Consider the following 20,688-nt stretch of genomic DNA (forward strand, 5'->3'; position numbering starts at 1 on the left):
CAGTTCACGCCCCCCGGGGCCAGAGTGGTTGACCTCTCGCCGTGTCGCCGGGTGTCGGCGCGGGCGCCGGGGGCCCCCGGACGAGTTGGTACCGTAGCCGGATGACGTCCGTGACGAACGCCGAGCCCGCTGAGGGTGCCGCGGATCCGGACGGCGCCTCGCCCGTCGTCTTCGAGCTGCACCAGCTGACCCGGACCTTCGGGAGGACGGTGGCGGTCGACCGCATCGACCTGGCCGTCCGTGCGGGGACCTTCTACGGGATCATCGGCCCGAACGGCGCGGGCAAGACCACCACGCTCTCGATGATGACGGGCCTGCTGCGGCCCGACACCGGCCGCGTGCTCGTGCACGGCGTCGACGTCTGGAAGGACCCGTCGGCCGCGAAGCCGCTGATCGGCGTCCTGCCCGACCGCCTCCGGCTGTTCGACCGGCTCACCGGCGCGCAGTTCCTCGCCTACTCCGCCGCGCTGCGCGGCATCGACCTCACTACCGCGAAGCAGCGCACGGTCGAGCTGGGCGAGGCGCTCGGCCTCTCCGACGCGCTGGAGCGCCTGATCTCGGACTACTCCGCGGGGATGGCGAAGAAGGTCGCCCTCGCGGCGGCGATGATCCACGCTCCGCGCGTGCTGGTCCTCGACGAGCCGTTCGAGTCGGTGGACCCGGTCTCCTCGGCCGCCGTCATCACCGTGCTGCGCCGCTTCGTCGAGGGCGGCGGCACCGTCGTCCTCTCCAGCCACGGGCTCGACTTCATCGAGCGCGTCTGCGACGACGTGGCCGTGATCGTCGGCGGGCGCGTGCTCGCCTCCGGGACGGTCGCGGAGGTCGCCGGCACCGCGACGCTGGAGGAGCGCTTCCTCGAGCTCGCGGGCGGCAAGCAGATCGCCGAGGGGCTGCAGTGGCTGCACGACTTCTCCGGCTGAGGATCGACGTCCTCCTGGGCGCGTTCCGCTCAGGGCCCGCGCGCTCGGCCGGCGCCGTCCTGGGCGTGCTCGTGGTCGTCGCGGTGACGGCCCTGCTGATCGGGGCGATCGGCGCTCTGCGCTCCTCGGACGCTTCGGCGGGAGCCCTCGTGACGGCAGGCGGCCTCGTCTCCGTCGGCTTCCTGGTGCTGCCCTTCCTGCTCGGCCCGCTCGACCCGATGGACCCGCGGGCGTTCCGGCTCTTCGGCCTTCCGCCGCTCCGCCTGGCCGGTGCGCTGGCTCTGGCCGGCCTCGTCTCGGTCCCCACGCTCGCGCTGCTGGTGGTCGGGCTCGCGAGCGCGCCGCTCGTCCCCGGTGCCGGCGCCTTCGCCGTGGTCGGCCCGCTCCTCGCGGTGGCGACGGCCTCGCTCTTCGCGCGGATCGGCCTCGCCGCCTCCGCCGCACTCGTCCCCTCCCGGACCGCCCGCGAGCTGCTGGCCGTGCTCGGCCTGGTGCTGATGCTGGGCGGTCCCGCCGCCCTCGGCGCCGCCGCGCTGGTCGACATCGGGGACACACCGGTGCTCGAGCGCTGGGGCGCGATGATGGGAGCCACACCGTTCGGTGCGGCCTGGATGATCGCCCCGGCCGCCCGGACCGGGGACGCGCTCGGCCCGCTCCTGCTGTCCCTGGCGACGCTCATCGCGGCGGGAGTGCTCTGGTGGCTCGTCGTCCGCCTGCTGACGGGGCGCCCCGAGCGCACGCACCGCCCGCCGCGCGGCCTCCGCCTGGGCTGGTTCGACGTCCTCGGCTCGACGCGCACCGGAGCGATCGCGGCGCGCAGCATCACGTACTGGCTCCGGGATCCGCGCTACCAGGCGTCGCTGGTGGCCGTGCCTGTGCTGCCCGTCGCGGCGCTGCTGCTGCTCGCGGTGGTCGGAGTCCCCTTCCCGCTGCTCTCGCTGCTCCCGGTGCCGCTGATCGCGCTGTTCCTCGGCTGGTTCCTGCACAACGACGTCGCCTACGACGGCTCGGCGTTCTGGCTGCACGTCGCCGCGGGCGTCAGCGGCTGGTCCGACCGGCTCGGCCGCGCCTTCCCGACCCTCCTGCTCGGCGTGCCGGTCGTCGTGATCGGCTCGCTGATCAGCAGCGCGACCTCGGGGCTCCCCGACGCGCTGCCCGTCGTGCTCGCGGTGAACACCTGCCTCCTGCTCGTCCCCGCCGGCGTCGCCAGCGCCGTCTCGGCACGGCTCGCCTATCCGGCTCCGCGCCCGGGCGACAGCGCGTTCACGCAGCCCCAGGCCCCCGGAGCCAGCGGTGCCGGTCCGCAGTCCCTCGCGTTCGGATTGGGGCTGCTCCTCTCGGCGCCGGCCGTGGTGCTCGGCGTCCGGGCGCTCTTCGTCGACCCGGAGGCGGCGGGGGACGCCGTGCTCGTGGGCTTCAGCAGCGCGGTGGTCGTCTTCGCCCTCGGCGTGCTCCTCGGCGGCCGGCTCTTCGAGCGCCGCGCGACCGAGCTGGTCGCGTTCACCAGCCGCTACTAGCGGCCCAGGAGCACCTCGAGCTCGGCCACGACCAGGTCCGGGCGCGTGAGGAACGGGTGGTGGCCGGTCGGCACGTCGACCGAGCGCGTCGCCCGCTCGGCGTGGGAGCGCTGGAGCCCGACGCTCGTGCTCCGGTCCTCGGTGCACACCAGGTAGGTCGACTCGGCGCCCCGCCAGCCCGCCGCCGTCGTCGGAGTGGAGAAGGCGGACGAGGCCTGCGTCGTCACCCGCTGCCAGGCGCCCTCGCGGTCCTCCTCGTCGCCGTCCTGGAGGAACCGGTCGGCGAAGGACCGCGCGTCGTAGCCCGCGATCTGCAGCGAGCCGTCGGGCAGCAGTCCGATGCGGACAGGGTCCGGCTCGCCGCTCATGATCGCGCCCTGGGAGAGCCCGGGCTCGGGGGTGTAGGAGGACACGAGCAGCAGGCCGGCCACGGCCGGGTGGGGGCCCGCCTCGGCGATCACTGTCCCGCCGTACGAGTGGCCGACGAGCACGGTCGGGCCGCCGGCCTCCAGCGCCTCCCGCAGTGCTGCGGCGTCCGCAGCCAGGCCGGGCTCCGACTCGGGATCCGCGGGGGACTCACCGCAGGAGGGGAGCGCGAGGGCGCGGCTGCGGACGCCCGTCCGCTCCTCGAGCAGGGCGGCGGTTCGCCGCCACCACCAGCCTCCGTCGCGCACCAGCGCGCCGTGCACGAACAGCACGTCCATGGAGTCTCCTTCTCTCCTCGGAGCTCCGACGCTAGCTGCCGCGCGTAGGATCGTCGGCATGATTCCGCGCGCCGAGAACAGCAGCACCGACCCCCTCGAGGGAGGCGGAGGAACCGCCACCCTCGACCGCGAGCTCGAGGAGCTCCTCAACCAGGAGTCCATCGAGCCGGGCGACCACGAGCGCTTCTCCCACTACGTGCCCAAGGACAAGATCCTCGAGAGCGCCATCACCGGCAAGCCGGTCCGCGCGCTCTGCGGCAAGAAGTGGCTCCCGGGCCGCGACCCGGAGAAGTTCCCGGTGTGCCCGGCGTGCAAGGAGATCTACGCGAAGATGAAGTGAGCTCCCGCCTCGCTCACTCGTAGCGGGTCGGGAGGACGGGCTCGCCGCGGCCGAGCCGGAGCGCGTCGATCGGCAGCTCGAGGACGGCGTTCGCGTGGTGCTCGCGGGCGGCCGCCACTCCCTCGATGCCGAGGTGCTCGGGCCGGATCGTCCCGTCCTCGATCAGGGGGACGAGCAGCGCCCGCTCGCCCTCGCCGACGGCACCCTCGGGACCGGCGCCCACGTGCACGACCTCGGCCTCGGCGACCCCGTCCTCCGAGAGCAGCCGGCCGGCGGCCTTCCGCCCGCCGATCGACGCCTTCGAGACCGACTTCTTCGCCACCGCGACCCACTCGCCCGCATCGTCCTCGTGCGCGACCAGCTTGTAGACCATGCCCGCCGTCGGGTGGCCCGAGCCCGTCGCCACCGAGGTGCCGACGCCGTAGGAGTCGACCGGTGAGGCCGCGAGCGCGGCGATCCCGTACTCGTCGAGGTCGTTGGTGACGGTGATGCGCGTGCCGGTCGCGCCGAGCGCGTCCAGCTGCTGCCGGACGGCGGCCACCTGCTGGGGGAGGTCGCCGGAGTCGATGCGCACGGCGCCGAGGCCGGTGCCCGCGACGCGGACCGCCAGGTCGACGGCGGCGGTCACGTCGTAGGTGTCCACCAGGAGGGTCGTGCCCGGGCCGAGCGCGGCGACCTGTGCGCGGAACGCCTCCTCCTCCGAGTCGTGGAGGAGCGTGAAGGAGTGCGCGGAGGTGCCCATCGTGGGCACGCCGAAGCTGCGCCCCGCCTCCAGGTTCGAGGAGGCGCCGAACCCGGCGATGTAGGCGGCGCGCGCCGCGGCGACGGCGGACCGCTCACCGGCGCGGCGCGAGCCCATCTCCGCCAGCGGGCGCCCGTCGGCGGCCGAGACCATCCGTGCGGCGGCGCTCGCCACGGCGCTGTCGTGATTGAGGACGCTGAGCACCAGGGTCTCCAGCAGCACGCCGTCGGCGAAGGGCGCCTCGACGATGAGCACGGGGGAGCCGGGGAGGTAGACCTCGCCCTCGCGGTAGCCCCAGACGTCGCCGCGGAAGCGGTAGTCGGCGAGCCAGTCCAGCGTGCGGGAGTCGACCACGCGGTTCTCGCGGAGCCAGGACAGCTCGTCCTCGCTGAAGCGGAAGCGGGAGATCAGCTCGAGGAGCCGGCCGGTCCCGGCGAGCACGCCGTAGCGGCGTCCGGGCGGGAGGCTCCGGGCGAACACCTCGAACATGCAGCGGCGGTCGGCGGTGCCGCTGCCGAGGGCGCCCTCGACCATCGTGAGCTCGTACCGGTCGGTGAGGAAGGCCGTGGAGTCCATCCGCTCAGTGTTCCACGGCCGCCCCCGCGCGGCCCAGGCGCGGGTTCCGGGGCTTGCGCGCGCCGCCGGGCCCGGGAACGGCGTGCGGCCGGGACCGGCCCGCAGGGCGCGGGTAGGCTGTTCCTCCGTGACGGACGCACCGCTGGGCATCTTCGACTCCGGAGTCGGCGGGCTCACCGTCGCCCGCTCCGTGATCGACCAGCTGCAGAACGAGTCGATCGTCTACCTCGGCGACACCGCGCACTCGCCCTACGGGCCCAAGCCGCTCGCCGACGTCCGCGCCTACGCCCTCGACACTCTCGACACCCTGGTCGACCAGGGCGCCAAGCTGCTCGTCATCGCCTGCAACACCGCCTCGGCCGCGATGATGCGCGACGCCCGCGAGCGCTACACGCTCGGCCGCGGCATCCCGGTGATCGAGGTCATCCAGCCCGCCGTCCGCAGCGCCGTGCGCGACACCCGCAACCGCCGCGTCGGCGTGATCGGCACCGTCGGCACCATCCGCTCCCGCGCCTACGACGACGCCTTCGTCGCCGCGCCCGACCTGCAGCTGTTCACCGCCGCCTGCCCGCGCTTCGTCGAGTTCGTCGAGGCGGGCGTCACCTGGAGCGACGAGCTGCTCGCGGTGGCGGAGGAGTACCTCGCGCCCCTCAAAGCCGCGGGGGTCGACACACTCGTCCTCGGCTGCACCCACTACCCGCTGCTGCGCGGTGCGATCGCGTACGTGATGGGGCCGGACGTCCGCCTCGTCTCGAGCGCCGAGGAGACCGCGCTCGACGTCTACCGGACTCTCGTGGCGCACGGCCTGCAGCGCACCTCCGCCGCGCCTCCGACCTACCGGTGGGAGGAGACGGGCTCGAGCGACTTCGTCCGCCTCGCCCGCCGCTTCCTCGGCCCGGAGGTCTCGAGCGTCGACCTCGTCGAGACCGGCACCATCAACCTGCGCGAGCTCGACCGGGCCGCGCTCCCGCACGATCGAGGGAGACCCGAGTGACCGACAGCACCGCATCGAAGGCCCTGCGCAAGGACGGGCGGGCGCCCGACGAGCTGCGCACCGTGACGATCGAGCGCGGCTGGAGCACCCAGGCCGAGGGATCCGCGCTCGTCTCGTTCGGGAACACCAGGGTGCTCTGCACCGCATCCTTCACCAGTGGCGTGCCGCGCTGGCTGCAGGGCAAGGGCAAGGGCTGGGTCACCGCCGAGTACGCGATGCTGCCCCGCTCCACCAACTCCCGCATGGACCGCGAGTCGGTCAAGGGGAAGGTCGGCGGGCGCACGCACGAGATCTCGCGGCTGATCGGCCGGAGCCTGCGCGCAGTGGTCGACACGAAGGCGCTCGGCGAGAACACCCTCGTCATCGACTGCGACGTCCTCCAGGCCGACGGCGGCACCCGCACCGCGGCGATCACCGGCGCCTACGTGGCGATGGCCGACGCGATCGAGTGGGCGCGCGGCAAGAAGTACGTGGGGCAGAAGGCGCAGCCGCTGATCGACAGCCTCTCGGCGGTGTCCGTCGGCATCATCGACGGCGTGCCGATGCTCGACCTGGCCTACGTCGAGGACGTGCGCGCCGAGACCGACATGAACGTCGTGGTCACCGGACGCGGCCTGTTCGTCGAGGTGCAGGGCACCGCCGAGGGGGCCCCGTTCGACCGCCGCGAGCTCGACGCACTGCTCGACCTCGCGGTCGCCGGCGCCTCCGACCTCGCGCGGATCCAGGCCGAGGCGCTCGCCGCGGAGTCCGGCGCGTGAGCCTGGACCTCGTCCTCGCCACGCACAACGCGGGCAAGGTGGAGGAGTTCCGCGCCATGCTGGCCGGCGCCCTCCCCGGGGTCGGCGTCCGCGCCTACGACGGACCCGAGCCCGTCGAGGACGGCGTGAGCTTCGCCGAGAACGCGCTGATCAAGGCGCGCGCGGCGGCGGCTCACACCGGCCTCGTGGCGCTCGCGGACGACTCCGGGATCTGCGTCGACGTCCTCGGCGGCGCCCCGGGCATCTTCTCGGCCCGCTGGTCGGGACGCGCGCACGACGCGACGGCCAACCTCGAGCTCCTCCTCGCGCAGCTGCACGACGTGAAGGCGGAGCACCGCGGTGCGCACTTCAGCTGCACGATCGCCCTCGTGGTACCGGACTCCGTGCTCCCCGGCGGGCAGGAGACGGTGGTCGAGGGGCGCTGGGACGGCGCGATCGCGACGGCGCCGCGGGGTGGGAACGGCCACGGTTACGATCCGGTGTTCGTCCCCGAGGCCGGTGCGCTCACGGCCGCCGAGCTCGCTCCCGAGCAGAAGAACGCCCGGAGCCACCGTGCCCGCGCGTTCACCGCGCTGCGCGCCGAGCTCGCCGCCCTGTCCGCCCGCCTCTGACCCGCGCTCGGCCCCCCTCCCTGCCCCCTCCTCGCTCTGTCCCCCGCCGCGAGATGCCACTTCGGTACACGCCCGTCGGCGTGTCGCGTACCGAAGTGGCATCTCGCGGAGGCTGAGGCGGGGCGGAGGGTGAGGCGGGGGCCGAGGCCGAGGTCAGGACTTCGGGTGCTTGTCGTCCAGGGTGTCGGCGTCGAGCACGTAGGCGGCCGACTCGGTCGAGTCGGTCTCGGGGTCCGCGGCGAGCTTCGCCTTGCGCTGCTGCTGGAAGAAGTGGAAGAGCGTCGGCACCAGCGCGAGCACGACCGCGCCGATCAGGATCACGTCGATGTAGTGCGAGACGAAGTCGGCGACCGGCGGGATGAAGGCGAGCAGCCACCCGATCAGGGTGACCCCGCTGCCCCAGATCAGGGCGCCGATGAGGTTGTAGAGGCTGTACTTGCGGTAGTTCATGTGGGCCACGCCGGCCGCGATCGGCGCGAAGGTGCGGACGATCGGCACGAAGCGCGCGAGGATCACAGCGAGGCCGCCGAAGCGCTCGAAGAACGCGTTGGTCCGCTTCACGTTCTCGATGCTGAAGAAGCCGGACTCCTTGCGCTCGAAGACGCGCGGGCCGGCCTTGTGCCCGATCAGGTAGCCGACCTCGCCGCCGAGGAAGGCCGAGAACCCGACGGCCAGGCAGATGAGCCAGATGGGGACGCCGAGGCCGCCGTTCGACGCGTTCTCGTGGGCCAGCAGGCCCGTGATGATCAGCAGCGTGTCGCCGGGGAAGAGGAAGCCGATCAGCAGCCCGGTCTCGGCGAACACGATGAGGCAGACCACCAGCACGCCCCAGGGGCCGAACGAGGTCAGGATCGTCTCCGGATCGAGCCAGGGGACGAGGGCGGCGTGGTTCAACGGATCTCCAGTCGACAGGGGCCGGTGGCCGGTCGGCGGTCACGCGAGCGCGCTCAGCGTACCGGCCGATCCCGTGCGGAAGGAGGGACTCGAACCCTCACGCCTCTCGGCACAGGAACCTAAATCCTGCGTGTCTGCCATTCCACCACTCCCGCGTGCGGGCTCCAGTGTAGGAGGAGGGCCCCGCGCCTCAGTCGCGGGGGGCTGACCGGGGGAGGTACCGCGGGATCCAGCGGGCGAGCGCCCCCGCTCCGCCCAGACCGAGCACCCCCATCACGACAGCGGCGAAGGGGAGCGAGACCAGGGCGGTGAGCGCCGACACGACGATCGGGGCGGCGGCGTTGCCCGCGTCCCCGGTGAAGCGGAACGCGCCGAGGAACGGGGCCGGATCGGCGGGCGGCGCGAGATCGGCGCCGATGGTCATCAGGATCCCGGAGCCGATGCCGTTCGCGGCCGCGAGCACGCAGGCCACGGCGACGAACCAGGGCACCGGATCGAGGGCGAGCACCGAGGCGGCGAGTGCGAGGTGCCCGAGCCCGAGGCCGATCATCGAGGGGATCGCGGTGGCGCCCCGGCCGAAGCGGTCCATCAGCTGGCCGCCGGCGTAGAAGAGGGCGAAGTCGAGCGCGCCGGCGATGCCGATGATGATCGCGGTGTCGGTCTCGGCGAGCCCGATGCTCACCGCCCAGAGAGGGAGGATCAGCGTCCTGCTCGCCCGCAGCGCCCCGATCACGGCGGCGCCGGTCCCCATCCGCGCGAGGACCCCGCGGTGCTCGCGCAGCGTCCCGAGCAGCGACTGCGGCGACTCCGGGACGGTCGCCGGCGCCTCCGCCGCGACCACCTCGCCCGGGGCGGCGCGGTCGGCCGCGGCCTGCGCCCGCCGCAGGACCGTCGCGGGGTCGGGCACGAGGAGCAGGACCGCGACCGCCGCCACGCAGCAGACGATGTGCACCCAGAAGACGGACTCGACGGAGCCGGTGAGGTGCACCACTCCGGCCGCCAGGAACGGGCCGATCAGCCAGCCGGCGCGGAAGGCCCCGGCGAGGGCGCTGAGCGCGCGGGCGCGGTGGGTGATCGGCACGAACGACGTCATGAACGCGTGCCGCGCCAGCGCGAAGACCGCGGTCGCGAGGCCGATCACGAAGACGCCGATCGTCAGCCCGACCCACGACGTCGAGAGCAGGCACACCACCAGCCCGAGGATCGACGCGGCCGAGGCTCCGAGCATCGCGCCGCGCTCGCCGATCCGCGAGACGATCCAGCCGCTCGGGATGTCGCCCGCCAGCTCGCCGATCATGATCATCCCGGCCACGAGCCCCGCCAGCGCCAGTGTCGCGCCGAGATCGCCCGCCGCGGCCGGCAGGAGGGGGATGATCGCCCCCTCGCCGATGGAGAAGAGGAGCGTGGGGAGGAAGGTCGACAGCAGCAGCGGCCCGACGGGGAAGGGGCGCGGAGCGGTGCTGGTCACCGTCCCCAGGGTACGCCCGGGCCGGAGGGCGGCTCCCGGCCCCCGGTAGTCTGGACCCACCATGCTGGACAACGACTTCACCGAGCAGATCACTGCTCTCCGCTCCACCTTCGCCGACATCCGCGCCGTCATCGACGTGGACGGCCTCCGCTCGAAGATCGCCGAGCTCAGCGAGCAGGCCGGCGCCCCCGACCTGTGGGACGACACGGCCAACGCGCAGAAGGTGACCAGCGCCCTCAGCCACCGCCAGTCCGAGCTCGCGCGGATCACCGCGATCGACCGGCGCCTGGACGACCTCGAGGTGCTCGTCGAGATGGCGAACGAGGCCGAGGACGCCGAGTCCGAGCAGGAGGCGATCGCCGAGCTCTCCTCCCTCCAGAAGGTCATGGGCGAGCTCGAGGTGCAGACCCTGCTCGACGGCGAGTACGACGACCGCCCCGCCGTGGTCACCATCCGCGCGGGAGCGGGCGGCGTCGACGCCTCCGACTTCGCCGAGATGCTCATGCGCATGTACCTCCGCTGGGCCGAGAAGCACAAGTACGCGGCGACCGTCATGGACGCCAGCTACGCGGAGGAGGCGGGCATCAAGTCGGCCACCTTCCAGATCGACGCCCCCTACGCCTTCGGCACGCTCTCGGTCGAGGCGGGCACCCACCGCCTCGTGCGGATGAGCCCCTTCGGCGCCGCGGGCAAGCGCCAGACCTCCTTCGCCGCGGTCGAGGTCATCCCGCTGATGGAGGAGGCCGGGGCGATCGAGATCCCGGACAACGACATACGCGTGGACGTCTTCCGCTCCTCCGGTCCCGGCGGCCAGTCGGTGAACACCACCGACTCCGCGGTGCGCCTCACCCACCTGCCCACCGGCACCGTCGTGTCGATGCAGAACGAGAAGAGCCAGATCCAGAACCGCGCCGCGGCGATGCGCGTGCTCCAGTCGCGGCTCCTGCTGCTGCAGAAGGAGCAGGAGGCGGCCACCAAGAAGGAGCTCGCCGGGACCATCACCGCGAGCTGGGGCGACCAGATGCGCAGCTACGTCCTCGCTCCGTACCAGATGGTGAAGGACCTGCGCACCGACCACGAGGTCGGCAACCCCTCGCACGTGTTCGACGGCGACCTGGACGGCTTCATCGCCGCCGGGATCCGCTGGCGGAAGTCCTCCTAGCGCGGCGCGGGCGCGTCCCCACCGACGCGCCGCACGCCCCCTCGGCGGACTCTTCGGGATCGTCGCTTACCCTCGTACCGACATGATTCGCTTCGACAACGTCTCCAAGCAGTATCGGGGCGGCACGAGACCCGCCCTCAACGCCATCGATCTCGAGATCCTCCGGGGCGAGTTCGTCTTCCTCGTCGGCGCCTCCGGCTCCGGCAAGTCGAGCTGCCTCCGCCTGATCCTCAAGGAGGAGCGCCCCTCCTCCGGGTCGATCCACGTGCTCGGGCAGAACCTCGGCAAGATCTCGAGCCGCAAGGTCCCGTACTTCCGCCGCAACATGGGCGTGGTGTTCCAGGACTTCCGGCTGCTGCCGAACAAGTCCGTCTTCGACAACGTCGCGTTCAGCCTCCAGGTGATCGGCAAGTCGAAGGGCTACATCCAGGAGGCGGTCCCGGACACGCTCAAGATGGTGGGCCTCGCGGGCAAGGCCTCGCGCCTGCCCCACGAGCTCTCCGGCGGCGAGCAGCAGCGCGTGGCGATCGCCCGCGCCGTCGTCAACAAGCCGGCCGTCCTGCTGGCCGACGAGCCCACGGGAAACCTCGACCCGACCACGAGCGCCGGCATCATGGCGCTGCTCGAGCGGATCAACGCCGGCGGCACGACCGTGATCATGGCGACCCACGAGGCCGGCATCGTCGACCAGATGAAGCGACGCGTCATCGAGCTCTCGGCCGGCAGCATCGTCCGCGACGAGAGCCAGGGCGGCTACGGCCAGACCGAGAGCATCACCGTCGTCCACGACGGCGTCGTGGTCGTGGCGGCCGACGACCACGCGGTCGCCGAGCAGCCCGCGCCCCCGGCCCTCATCGACAGCGAGCTCGCGCCCGCCGAGGTCCCCGAGATCGACCTGCGCCAGGAGGCCCCGGCCCCGCCGCTCGAACCCGCCCGCCTCTCGCAGACAGCCGCCCAGCCCCGCGTGCCCGAGGGCCGCCGCTCCGCCGCGGCCGAGCCGGAGCGCGAGCCGGAGCCGGCCGCCGAGCCCGCCGCCGCCCCGCGCGTCGTCGAGCTGCAGAGCCAGACCGGTCCGATCTTCCTCCCCGCCGACACCGGCGCCCTGCCCGAGGAGTCGCTCGCCGCGCGCCTCGGCCTCCGCGCCCACGCGGGCGAGGGCGACGAGACCGGCGACGACCAGCAGAACGTAGGACCCGTCAAGTGAGATTCGCACTGATCTGGTCGGAGGTCGCCAGTGGCCTCCGGCGCAACGTCTCCATGGTCGTCTCGGTGATCCTGGTGACCTTCATCTCCCTCACCTTCGTCGGCACGGCGATCCTGCTGCAGATGCAGATCGGCCAGATGAAGAACTTCTGGTACGACAAGGCGCAGGTCGCGGTGTACATGTGCACCGCCACCTCCGGCGGCTCGAACTGCAGCGGCTCCGACGCCACCGCCGAGCAGATCGACGCGGTGCAGGGCCAGCTCGAGGGCGCCACGCTCGCGCCGTACATCGACCGCTCCTACTTCGAGGACCACGACCAGGCCTACGCGAACTTCCAGGAGCAGTTCGCGGGCAACCCGGTCGCCGAGTACGTCACTCCCGACCTGCTCAACCAGACCTTCTGGATCAACCTGAAGGACCCGACCCAGTCGGACGTCATCGTGGAGAGCCTGTCGAGCGTCTCGGGGGTCGAGAGCGTCACCGACCAGCGGCAGTACCTCGACCAGATCTTCTCGATCCTCAACGCGGCGAGCTACACGGCGATCGGCATCGCCGTCCTGATGCTCGTCGCGGCCGTGCTGCTCATCGCCACCACGATCCGCCTCTCGGCGTTCTCGCGGAGACGGGAGCTGGGCATCATGCGGCTCGTGGGGGCCTCGAACAGGTTCATCCAGACCCCGTTCATCCTCGAGGGGGTCTTCGCCGCGCTGGTCGGCTCGATCCTCGCGGGAGTCGCGGTGGTCGCCATCGTGCAGTTCTTCGTGCAGGGCTTCCTGGCGTACCGGATCCCGCTGACCTCCTTCGTGGGACTCGACGACGCTCTGATCGTCGTGCCGATCCTGATCGTGGTCGGCATCGTCCTGGCCGCCGTCTCGGCCAACGTCGCGATCGCGCGGTACCTGCGGGTCTGATCCCGGACCGGACGTATACTGGTGGGCTGTCCCGTTCGGGGCGGCCCACCGGTGCATCGCCCCGACGACGCCCGCCCCCTTCATCCGCTCGCGACCCGAGGAGCAGCCGTGCCCAGAGAACAGGGACAGAAGGTCGTCGCGACCAACCGCAAGGCGCGCCACGACTACCTCATCGAGGACACCTACGAGGCGGGCCTCGTGCTCACCGGCACCGAGGTGAAGTCCCTCCGGGCCGGCCGCGCGTCGCTCGTCGACGGCTACGCCTTCGTCGACGGGGGAGAGGCGTGGCTCGACGCCGTCCACATCAACGAGTGGGCGCAGGGCACCTGGACGAACCACCCGCCGCGCCGCAAGCGCAAGCTGCTGCTGCACAAGGCGCAGATCCTCAAGATCCACAACAAGGTGAAGGAGGGCGGGTACACGCTGATCCCGCTCTCGCTGTACTTCAGCGACGGCAAGGCCAAGGTCGAGCTGGCCGTCGCCAAGGGCAAGAAGGACTACGACAAGCGCCAGGTGCTCCGCGAACGCCAGGACCGCCGCGAGGCGGACCGCGCGATGTCGACCCGTCGCCGCCTCGGCGAGTAGGCCCCGCAGCGGGTGCTGCCCGACGGGTGCCGCGCAAGCCTCTTCTTCGCGCCCGGTGCTTTGGGAGACTGGGGCTCGTGACCTCCTCCGAGAACAGCGCCCCCGCCGCCCTGAGCGCCGCCGATGAGAAGACGCGGTGGCGCGCCTTCGCGGTGAGCGTCGGAGTCGCGGCGATCACGATCCTCGACCTCTCGAAGGTCAATGTGGGCCTTCCGTCGATCGAGCGCTCGCTCGGAGCGGACGCGAGCCAGCTGCAGCTGATCGTCGCGGGCTACGCGCTCGCCTTCGGCCTGGCGCTCGTTCCGGCCGGCCGGCTGGGCGACATCCGCTCGCGCCGGCTCCTGTTCCTCATCGGACTGACCGCGTTCACGGTCACGAGCCTGCTCTGCGCCGTCGCCCCGACGATCGAGCTGCTCGTCGTCGCGCGCTTCCTGCAGGGCGTCGCCGCGGGCATCCAGATGCCCCAGGTCCTCGGCCTGGTGCAGCAGATGTTCACCGGCGCCGAGCGGGCCCGGGCCTTCGGTGTCTTCGGCGCGACCATCGGCCTGTCGACCGCCTTCGGCCCGACCCTCGGCGGTCTCCTGATCGCGATCGGCGGCGAGCAGGACGGCTGGCGCCTGCTGTTCTGGATGAACATCCCGCTGGGCGTGGCCGCGCTCGTCTTCGCCTGGAAGCTCATCCCGAAGAAGCGCTCCCGGCCCGAGGGGGACAGATCCCTCGACCCCGTCGGCCTGCTCCTGCTGGCGGTCGCGATCTTCGCGTTCATGCTGCCGTTCCTGCTGACAACGGGCTCCTCCTCGGACTCGCCCTACCGCTGGTTCTGGCTGGTCCTCGCCGCGGCCGCCGCCGCAGTCTTCGTGCGCTGGGAGGCGCACTACGCCGCGTCGGGGCGCACGCCCGTGATCGACTTCCGCATCTTCCGGACCAGCTCCTACCGCAACGGCATCCTGGTCGCGACCTCCTACTTCGCCGCGATCCCGGCGACCTTCCTCCTCACCACGCTGTTCCTCCAGCAGGGGCTCGGTCTCGAGCCGGTGTTCGCCGGCATGGTGAGCATCCCCTTCGCTCTGACCTCGGCGGTGACCGCCTGGTACGGCGGCAAGCTCGTGCAGCGCTACGGCCGCGCGCTGGTGGTGCTGGGCATCGTGCTCGTGGTCATCGGCTTCACGCTCGTGCTGCTCGCCGCCGAGCTCCTCCCGGCCGAGACCGCGGCCTACGGCATGGGTGCCGCGATGCTGGTCGCCGGGGCCGGCGGCGGCTGCGTCGTGTCGCCGAACCAGACGCTCACCCTCGCCGAGATCCCGCCGGCGCAGGGCGGGGTGGCGGGCTCCGTCGGCCAGCTCGGCCAGCGCGTGGGCACCGCGGTCGGCACGGCCTGCGCCTCCGCCGTCTTCTTCGCGACGCTGGCGAGCGAGCGGGGGATGGCCGAGGGACTGGACCAGTACCACGACGCCTTCCGCAACGGGTACTTCGTCACCCTCGGGCTGATCGCGCTGGCACTCGTGCTCGGCCTGCTCGATCTTCGCCACCGCCGGGTGAGCGCCCGCGGAGCTGAGGTAGACTAGGGCCCGTAACTCCACAGTGTGCGACGAACGACCCACTCCAGCGGCCTCCGGGCCGTCGAGTGCTCGCGGGGATGATCGGTTTCGACATTGCCTGCGAAACTGCGAGAAGCGGGTCGAGGATCCAGGGTCATCTCGTCAACGATCCCTGGAAAACACAGGTGCCGAACAGAAGCGCACCGACTTCGCTCTCGCTGCCTAAGCCAGAGTAGATAGTCCGTCAGCCCGTGGGTGCGTCCTCGCCCCGGATCCTGGCGTCATCTAGAGGACTTGCTGCGTCGTTACGCCTGAGGGCGACGCGGGACTTGCACTCGGGCTGGGCCCGTCGACCGATGCGCCGATGGTAACGGTCGGGGCCGAGCAGAACGCTCTCATCGGCTACACCCGTAGAAGGCGCAGAATCACAGCGATGGACGGGGGTTCGATTCCCCCCATCTCCACCACCGGTCGTCGTCGCACACTGGGAGTTCTTCTCCGCCGCCCTCACGACGGGCGCACGTCGAGCTGTCTGATCCGCCCGTAGAGGGTGAGCATCGCCAGCCGGTCGTCGTCGTCGTGCGCGGAGCCGGAGAGAGCCTGCGGCGGGGCCCAGTCCCGGTAGAGCACGCCCGGCGCCAGCACGGCCACGGCGGTGCCCGCCGGGTAGTGGGCGCCGCGGTCCACCGGCAGCTCGGCGAACGCGTCGGGCAGGAGCCGGTGCAGGACCTCCAGAAGAGGGCGGAGCCGTGCTGCTCGCGCCTCGTGCACGGAGAGAGTCACGGCGTTCATGGCGGCGAGCGCGGCCACCAGGTGCTCGGCGGCGGCGTCGTCGTCGCAGCGCTCGGTGACCAGCAGCGATATCACGCCGCGCGGCTTCAGCCAGCCGAGCGTCGCGGCCTCGGCGTCTCCGCCCACCGAGACGACGCGGTCGGAGGCGTGGGCGTAGTCGTGCAGGAGCCGCGACCAGACGTCGCCCGGACCGGGCCCGTCGACCTGCGCGACCGCCTCCGCTGCAGCGAGGAGGGAGCTCTGCCGGTGGAGCCTCGGGAACAGGCTGTCGGCCGGTCCCCAGTGCTGCTCGGGCGTGCGCGAGCGCTCGGGGCGTTCCTGGTCGTGCCGGTCCTGCATGTCGACTCCTGAGCCGCCGGTCTCCGCACCCCCTCGCGCCTGCCGGTCGTCCCTTCACCCTGCGCTCCGGCGGGGCGCGTGTCAATGCGCCGAACGGGGGGTCGACCGGAGCCGGAGGTCAGCGAGCGGAGCCGAAGAGGCTGCCGGTGGTGGAGTCGTCGGCCGGGTCGAGGACGGCGCAGACGATCGTGCGGTCGCCGTGACGCCAGCCGACCTCGGAGGGGACCAGCGAGCGGTACTCGAGGGCGGAGTCGCCGTAGGCGATCCCCATCACGGCGCCGAACTCCGGCTCGCAGCCCGCCTCAGCCTGAGCGAGCAGCGTGTTGCGACTGGTGTAGCGGTCTCCCGGCTGAGCGAACGTGTGGAAGACCTCCAGCGCGTGCTCCTCGGCGCACGGGACGACGTCCACGTCGGCGATGCGGTCGTCGCCCGGGTCGGCCAGGCAGTCGCCGCGCCGCAGCGAGAACACGTCGGTGACGCCCGCGGTGACCACCGCGCCGCCCTCGTCGCGCACAGCCTCGGGACCGTCCGGGCCGACGACGGAGGAGCAGCCCGAGAGCAGCAGGAGGAGCGCCGCCGAGGCGAGCGCGGCCGTCCTGCTCCTCATCGCGGCGCCACGATCGCGAGCACCTCGTCGTGCAGCAGGCCGTTGGTGGCGACGGCGCTGCCGTGCCAGGGGCCGTCCTCCCCGTCGGCGGAGGTGAAGCGCCCGCCCGCCTCCTGCACGATCGGCACCAGCGCAGCGAGGTCGTAGGGCTTCACGTCGAACTCGCCCGCGCCGTCGAGCAGCCCCTCGGCGACGAGCATGTAGGGCCACGCGTCGCCGTAGGCCCGGTCGCGCCAGACGGCTCCGGCGAGCTCGAGCAGCTGCGGGAGCCGGCCCGCGCCGACCCACTGCTGGATGCTGTTGTAGCTGAAGGTCGCCGAGGCGAGGGTGTCGATCCCCGAGACGCGGAGCGGGCGCGGCTCCGCCCCGCCCTCCAGCTCGACGGCCCAGGCGCCGGAGCCCTCGGCCGCCCACCAGCGCGTGCCGAGAGCGGGAGCGGAGACGACTCCGACGACGGGGACGCCGTCGACCGCGAGCGCGATCAGGGTCGCCCAGATCGGGACGCCGCGGAGGAAGTGGGCGGTGCCGTCGATCGGATCGAGGATCCACTGCCGCGAGGCCTCGCCCGAGGTGCCGAACTCCTCGCCGAGGATCGCGTCGTCCGGCCGCTCGGCGGCGAGCAGCGCGCGGATCGCCTCCTCGACGGCGCGGTCGGCGTCGGTGACCGGGGTGCGGTCGAGCTTCGTGTCCACGACGAGGTCGAGCGCGCCGAACCGCTCCCGCGAGATCGCATCGGCCGCGTCCGCCAGGCGGAGGGCGAGTCGGAGGTCGTCGTCGAGGCTCTGGTCACTGCTCTGCGGGGTCACGCGACCACGATACCGGTGGGCCCCGCGGAGCCTCCGATCGCTGCCGCGGGCGGTCCGCCGCGCTCGATTTGACGAGACGGGGGGAGACGCTGGTAGTGTGATCCCTCGGTTCGGCACGCACGATCAGCCGGCCGGAATGCACCTCTAGCTCAATCGGCAGAGCAACTGACTCTTAATCAGTGGGTTCTCGGTTCAAGTCCGAGGGGGTGCACCAGCAGCCCCGCACCTCCTCGTGAGGTGCGGGGCTTCGTCGTTCCCGAGGACGGCCGTTCCCGGGCCCGTCCGGTCCCGACCGGACTCCTGACGGCGCCTCCGACGGCACGCCGACCAGGGCCGCGGAACGCCGACGGCTCCCGGCCGCCGGGAGGATCCCGAGGTCGAGTGCGGCGGAGGGTCGGGATGGGCAGCGCCTGAGCATCCGCACGGTGTCCGGCGCAGAATGCGGACCGACCCCCGTTCGCGTGGCAGGATCTCCGTTCGCTTCCGTTTCCCCTCCTGAAAGGACCGATGTGCCCGAAGACGTCCTCCCCGTGATCGGCTCGATCGCGCTCGCCGTGGTGATCGCGGTCGTGATCGCCGTGGTCGCGACCGCCGTCGTCGCCCTCGTGCTGCGCTCCGTCGGCAAGCGCAAGACTTGGGCGCGGCTGCTGATCCGGCGTCTGCGCATCCCGTTCCGCGTGCTGCTGATGACCATCGCGGTCTGGGCCGCGCTCGCCGCCACCGTGTCGGGCGACCCCTGGCCGGGACTCGTGCAGCGGGTGTTCCAGATCGCCACGATCGGCGCGGCGGCGTGGGTGATCGGCTCCCTGTTCGTGTTCCTCGAGGACCTGGGCGCCGAGCGCTACCGGACCGACACGGCCGACAACCGCCGGGCCCGCCGCCTCCGCACGCAGATGACGATCATCCGGAGGGTCGCCGTGGCGGCCGTCGTGGTCATCGCGATCGGCGCCTCGCTGCTGACCTTCCCCGAGGCCCGCACGGCCGGTGCGAGCCTCCTGGCCTCGGCCGGCGTGCTCTCGATCGTGGCGGGCCTGGCCGCGCAGTCGAGCCTCACGAACATCTTCGCCGGGATGCAGCTCGCCTTCAGCGACGCCATCCGCCTGGACGACGTGGTGATCGTCGAGACCGAGTGGGGGCGGATCGAGGAGATCACGCTGACCTACGTCGTCGTCCACCTCTGGGACGACCGCCGCCTGGTGCTGCCCACGAACTACTTCACGACCCAGCCGTTCCAGAACTGGACCCGCACCGGATCCGAGCTGCTCGGCGCCGTCGAGCTCGACCTGGACTGGCGGGTGAGCCCCGAGCAGATGCGCGACGAGCTGCACCGCATGCTCGAGGAGACCGACCTCTGGGACCGGCGCACCAGCGTGCTGCAGGTGACCGACGCGACGGGCGGCTTCGTCCGGATCCGGGTGCTGGTCACCGCGAAGGACGCGCCGACGCTCTTCGACCTGCGCTGCTACGTGCGCGAGCGGCTCGTCTCGTGGCTGCACGAGAACGACCCCGTCGCCCTTCCGCGTCAGCGCGTCGAGATGGAGCGGGAGCCCGCTCCCACCGCGACCCCGCGCCGGCACGGGTCCTCCGCCCCGGACAACCTGTTCTCGGGCGACGAGGGCTCGAACGAGCGGGGCGCTCTGTTCACGGGACTCATCGACATGCGCGACACCCCGACCCGCGACACCCGCGGAGTCCCCACCCGCGACCCGCGCGACTGACCCCCTCCGCGAGATGCCACCTGTGACGACGACACGCCGAGAACGGGCGTCACAGGTGGCATCTCGCGGGGGTCGGAGCGGGCGGAGGGGCGCCTAGCGGTTCACGGAGCTCATGTCGGCGTAGCGGTCGCCGACGGGGGCCTCGAGCGAGCCGAGGACGTCGAGCTGCTCCGGAGTCAGCACGAGGGCGTCCGCGGCGGCGTTCTCCTCGATGCGCGAGACGCGCTTGGTACCCGGGATCGGAGCGATGTCGTCGCCCTGGGCGAGCAGCCAGGCGAGCGCCACCTGAGCGGCGGTCGCGTCCGCCTCGGCCGCCACGCGGTCGACGGCCTCCACGATGCGCAGGTTCGCCTCCAGCGCTCCGTCGGCGAAGCGGGGGTTGTCGCGGCGGAAGTCGTCGCTGCCCAGCTCGGCGACCGAGCGGATGCTGCCCGTGAGGAAGCCGCGGCCCAGCGGCGAGTACGGCACGAAGCCGATGCCGAGCTCGCGGAGGACCGGCAGCACCTCCGCCTCGGGGTCGCGGGTCCAGAGCGAGTACTCGGACTGCACCGCGGTGACCGGGTGCACGGCGTGAGCGCGGCGGATCGTCGCGGGCGCCGCCTCCGAGAGGCCGTAGCCGCGGAGCTTGCCCTCCTGGATCAGCTCCGCGAAGGCCCCGGCGGTCTCCTCGACGGGGACGCCCGGGTCCATGCGGTGCTGGTAGTAGAGGTCGATGCGGTCGGTGCCGAGGCGCGCGAGCGAGCCCTCGACGGCGAGACGCAGGTTCTCCGGGGAGCCGTCGAGTCCGCGGCTCCCGTCGCCGCGGTGGCGGATCATGCCGAACTTGCTCGCCAGCACGACCTCGTCGCGGCGACCGGCCAGCGCGCGGCCGAGCAGCTCCTCGTTGGTGTACGGGCCGTAGATCTCGGCGGTGTCGAGGAACGTGACGCCGAGCTCGAGGGCACGGTGCACGGTGCGGATCGACTCCGCGTCGTCGGTGCCGGCGCCGGTGTAGAACGCCGACATGCCCATCGCGCCGAGGCCGAGGCGCGAGACCTCGAGGGCGGCGACGTCGGATCCGAGGGTGATCGTCTTCATCAGTGGGTGGTCCTCTCCTGGTACGCCGCGATCTTGATGTCGATCGCGGCGAGGCTGGCGTGTGTCCGGGCGAGCTGCGCCTCGACCTCCTCGCGGTGCGTCCGGAGCAGTGCGAGGCGCTCCGGCTCCGTGGCGGGCCCGGTCCGGAGGAGCCGGGCGTACTCGCGGATCCGCGCGATCGGCATCCCGGTCGCGCGGAGCTTGCTGAGGAAGTCGACCCAGCCGACGTCGGCCGGCCGGTAGCGGCGGTGCTGCGACGAGGCGCGCTCGACCGGGTCGAGCATGAGCCCGGCGCGTTCGTAGTAGCGCAGGGTGTGCACGGTGAGACCGGTGACGGCGGCGACCTGCGAGATCGACAGCACCTCCGGCTCGGCCGGGGCGGCGGTGGCGGTGGACATGGCGTCAACCTACGACCTCGAGTGCGC

21 protein-coding genes, 2 tRNA genes and 1 other RNA gene are annotated in these 20,688 nt (G+C 72.4%); 14 read left to right on the forward strand and 10 right to left on the reverse strand.

The features are described from left to right. The first annotated feature begins 101 nt into the window (after positions 1-101). Together C5C24_RS03215 and C5C24_RS03220 are read left to right on the forward strand one after the other, a co-directional pair. Positions 102-920, forward strand: coding sequence for an ABC transporter ATP-binding protein (locus C5C24_RS03215; RefSeq protein WP_104304291.1), 819 nt, complete (start codon positions 102-104; stop codon positions 918-920). Next, positions 896-2,437, forward strand: coding sequence for an ABC transporter permease (locus tag C5C24_RS03220; protein ID WP_104304292.1), 1,542 nt, complete (start codon positions 896-898; stop codon positions 2,435-2,437). Before C5C24_RS03215 ends, C5C24_RS03220 begins: the two co-directional genes overlap by 25 nt. Here the strand turns inward: C5C24_RS03220 and C5C24_RS03225 are convergent. Beyond that, positions 2,434-3,141 (reverse strand): alpha/beta hydrolase, encoded by a 708-nt coding sequence (locus C5C24_RS03225; protein WP_104304293.1) that lies wholly within the window; start codon positions 3,139-3,141, stop codon positions 2,434-2,436. The genes C5C24_RS03220 and C5C24_RS03225 overlap by 4 nt on opposite strands. Positions 3,142-3,199: 58 nt before the next feature. Here C5C24_RS03225 and C5C24_RS03230 point away from each other — a divergent pair, with 58 nt between their 5' ends. Further along, positions 3,200-3,481 (forward strand): DUF3039 domain-containing protein, encoded by a 282-nt coding sequence (locus tag C5C24_RS03230; protein ID WP_104277629.1) that lies wholly within the window; start codon positions 3,200-3,202, stop codon positions 3,479-3,481. A 13-nt stretch (positions 3,482-3,494) separates the two neighbouring features. Here the strand turns inward: C5C24_RS03230 and C5C24_RS03235 are convergent, their stop codons facing one another. Further along, positions 3,495-4,799 (reverse strand): nicotinate phosphoribosyltransferase, encoded by a 1,305-nt coding sequence (locus C5C24_RS03235; protein WP_104304294.1) that lies wholly within the window; start codon positions 4,797-4,799, stop codon positions 3,495-3,497. Positions 4,800-4,926: 127 nt separating this feature from the next. Between C5C24_RS03235 and murI the strand changes: the two genes are divergently transcribed. Genes murI through rdgB form a run of 3 tightly spaced genes read left to right on the forward strand, consistent with a single transcriptional unit; the run spans position 4,927 to position 7,162 of the window. Further along, positions 4,927-5,793 (forward strand): glutamate racemase, encoded by an 867-nt coding sequence (gene murI / locus C5C24_RS03240; protein WP_104223566.1) that lies wholly within the window; start codon positions 4,927-4,929, stop codon positions 5,791-5,793. Beyond that, positions 5,790-6,551: a ribonuclease PH gene (rph, locus tag C5C24_RS03245; protein WP_104277627.1), complete on the forward strand. Its 762-nt coding sequence runs from the start codon at positions 5,790-5,792 to the stop codon at positions 6,549-6,551. The genes murI and rph overlap by 4 nt, the downstream gene beginning before the upstream one ends. Next, positions 6,548-7,162 (forward strand): RdgB/HAM1 family non-canonical purine NTP pyrophosphatase, encoded by a 615-nt coding sequence (gene rdgB / locus C5C24_RS03250; protein ID WP_104280731.1) that lies wholly within the window; start codon positions 6,548-6,550, stop codon positions 7,160-7,162. Before rph ends, rdgB begins: the two co-directional genes overlap by 4 nt. A 153-nt stretch (positions 7,163-7,315) precedes the next feature. Here rdgB and C5C24_RS03255 read toward each other — a convergent pair whose 3' ends face one another. The 3 genes from C5C24_RS03255 to C5C24_RS03265 form a co-directional block, all read right to left on the reverse strand. Then, entirely contained in the window at positions 7,316-8,056 is a 741-nt protein-coding gene (locus C5C24_RS03255) for a DedA family protein (RefSeq protein ID WP_104304295.1), read from the reverse strand. A gap of 74 nt (positions 8,057-8,130) precedes the next feature. Further along, positions 8,131-8,211: transfer RNA gene (locus C5C24_RS03260), tRNA-Leu, on the reverse strand. A gap of 35 nt (positions 8,212-8,246) precedes the next feature. Beyond that, positions 8,247-9,524, reverse strand: a complete 1,278-nt coding sequence (locus C5C24_RS03265; RefSeq protein ID WP_258065030.1) for an MFS transporter — start codon at positions 9,522-9,524, stop codon at positions 8,247-8,249. A 61-nt stretch (positions 9,525-9,585) separates the two neighbouring features. Here C5C24_RS03265 and prfB point away from each other — a divergent pair, with 61 nt between their 5' ends. From prfB to ssrA, 6 genes are all read left to right on the forward strand, one after another. Further along, the gene (gene prfB, locus C5C24_RS03270; protein ID WP_104226967.1) at positions 9,586-10,686 is read left to right on the forward strand and encodes a peptide chain release factor 2; all 1,101 of its coding nucleotides are present in this window, start codon (positions 9,586-9,588) and stop codon (positions 10,684-10,686) included. A gap of 82 nt (positions 10,687-10,768) precedes the next feature. After that, positions 10,769-11,890: a cell division ATP-binding protein FtsE gene (gene ftsE / locus C5C24_RS03275; RefSeq protein WP_104276192.1), complete on the forward strand. Its 1,122-nt coding sequence runs from the start codon at positions 10,769-10,771 to the stop codon at positions 11,888-11,890. After that, positions 11,887-12,801 (forward strand): permease-like cell division protein FtsX, encoded by a 915-nt coding sequence (gene ftsX / locus C5C24_RS03280; RefSeq protein ID WP_104276191.1) that lies wholly within the window; start codon positions 11,887-11,889, stop codon positions 12,799-12,801. The genes ftsE and ftsX overlap by 4 nt, the downstream gene beginning before the upstream one ends. A gap of 108 nt (positions 12,802-12,909) precedes the next feature. Continuing rightward, complete coding sequence (gene smpB / locus C5C24_RS03285) at positions 12,910-13,386, forward strand: SsrA-binding protein SmpB (protein ID WP_104223558.1); 477 nt, start codon at positions 12,910-12,912, stop codon at positions 13,384-13,386. A gap of 77 nt (positions 13,387-13,463) precedes the next feature. After that, positions 13,464-14,951, forward strand: a complete 1,488-nt coding sequence (locus C5C24_RS03290) for an MFS transporter (protein WP_104304296.1) — start codon at positions 13,464-13,466, stop codon at positions 14,949-14,951. Between the two features lie 67 nt (positions 14,952-15,018). Beyond that, positions 15,019-15,391, forward strand: a transfer-messenger RNA (tmRNA) gene (gene ssrA / locus C5C24_RS03295). A 40-nt stretch (positions 15,392-15,431) separates the two neighbouring features. Here ssrA and C5C24_RS03300 read toward each other — a convergent pair. The 3 genes from C5C24_RS03300 to C5C24_RS03310 all read right to left on the reverse strand — a co-directional run bounded on the left by C5C24_RS03300 (position 15,432) and on the right by C5C24_RS03310 (position 17,468). Next, the gene (locus C5C24_RS03300) at positions 15,432-16,055 is read right to left on the reverse strand and encodes a hypothetical protein (RefSeq protein WP_104304297.1); all 624 of its coding nucleotides are present in this window, start codon (positions 16,053-16,055) and stop codon (positions 15,432-15,434) included. A gap of 118 nt (positions 16,056-16,173) precedes the next feature. Then, a complete protein-coding gene (locus tag C5C24_RS03305; protein ID WP_104276188.1) occupies positions 16,174-16,662 on the reverse strand; it encodes a septum formation family protein in 489 nt (162 codons plus the stop codon). Beyond that, positions 16,659-17,468, reverse strand: a complete 810-nt coding sequence (locus C5C24_RS03310; protein WP_104276187.1) for an inositol monophosphatase family protein — start codon at positions 17,466-17,468, stop codon at positions 16,659-16,661. Before C5C24_RS03310 ends, C5C24_RS03305 begins: the two co-directional genes overlap by 4 nt. 138 nt (positions 17,469-17,606) lie before the next feature. Here C5C24_RS03310 and C5C24_RS03315 point away from each other — a divergent pair. Both C5C24_RS03315 and C5C24_RS03320 read left to right on the forward strand, forming a co-directional pair. After that, a tRNA-Lys gene (locus tag C5C24_RS03315) sits at positions 17,607-17,682 on the forward strand. Positions 17,683-17,977: 295 nt separating this feature from the next. Further along, entirely contained in the window at positions 17,978-19,186 is a 1,209-nt protein-coding gene (locus tag C5C24_RS03320) for a mechanosensitive ion channel family protein (protein ID WP_181135472.1), read from the forward strand. Between the two features lie 93 nt (positions 19,187-19,279). Here the strand turns inward: C5C24_RS03320 and C5C24_RS03325 are convergent, their stop codons facing one another. Further along, complete coding sequence (locus C5C24_RS03325) at positions 19,280-20,263, reverse strand: aldo/keto reductase (RefSeq protein WP_104276186.1); 984 nt, start codon at positions 20,261-20,263, stop codon at positions 19,280-19,282. Beyond that, positions 20,263-20,661 carry a MerR family transcriptional regulator gene (locus C5C24_RS03330; RefSeq protein ID WP_104276185.1) on the reverse strand — a complete coding sequence of 133 codons (399 nt, stop codon included), beginning with the start codon at positions 20,659-20,661 and terminating at the stop codon, positions 20,263-20,265. Before C5C24_RS03330 ends, C5C24_RS03325 begins: the two co-directional genes overlap by 1 nt. Between the last annotated feature and the right edge of the window lie 27 nt (positions 20,662-20,688).

It is taken from the genome of Rathayibacter sp. AY2B3 (assembly GCF_002931755.1).
In the GTDB taxonomy this organism is placed as follows: domain Bacteria; phylum Actinomycetota; class Actinomycetes; order Actinomycetales; family Microbacteriaceae; genus Rathayibacter.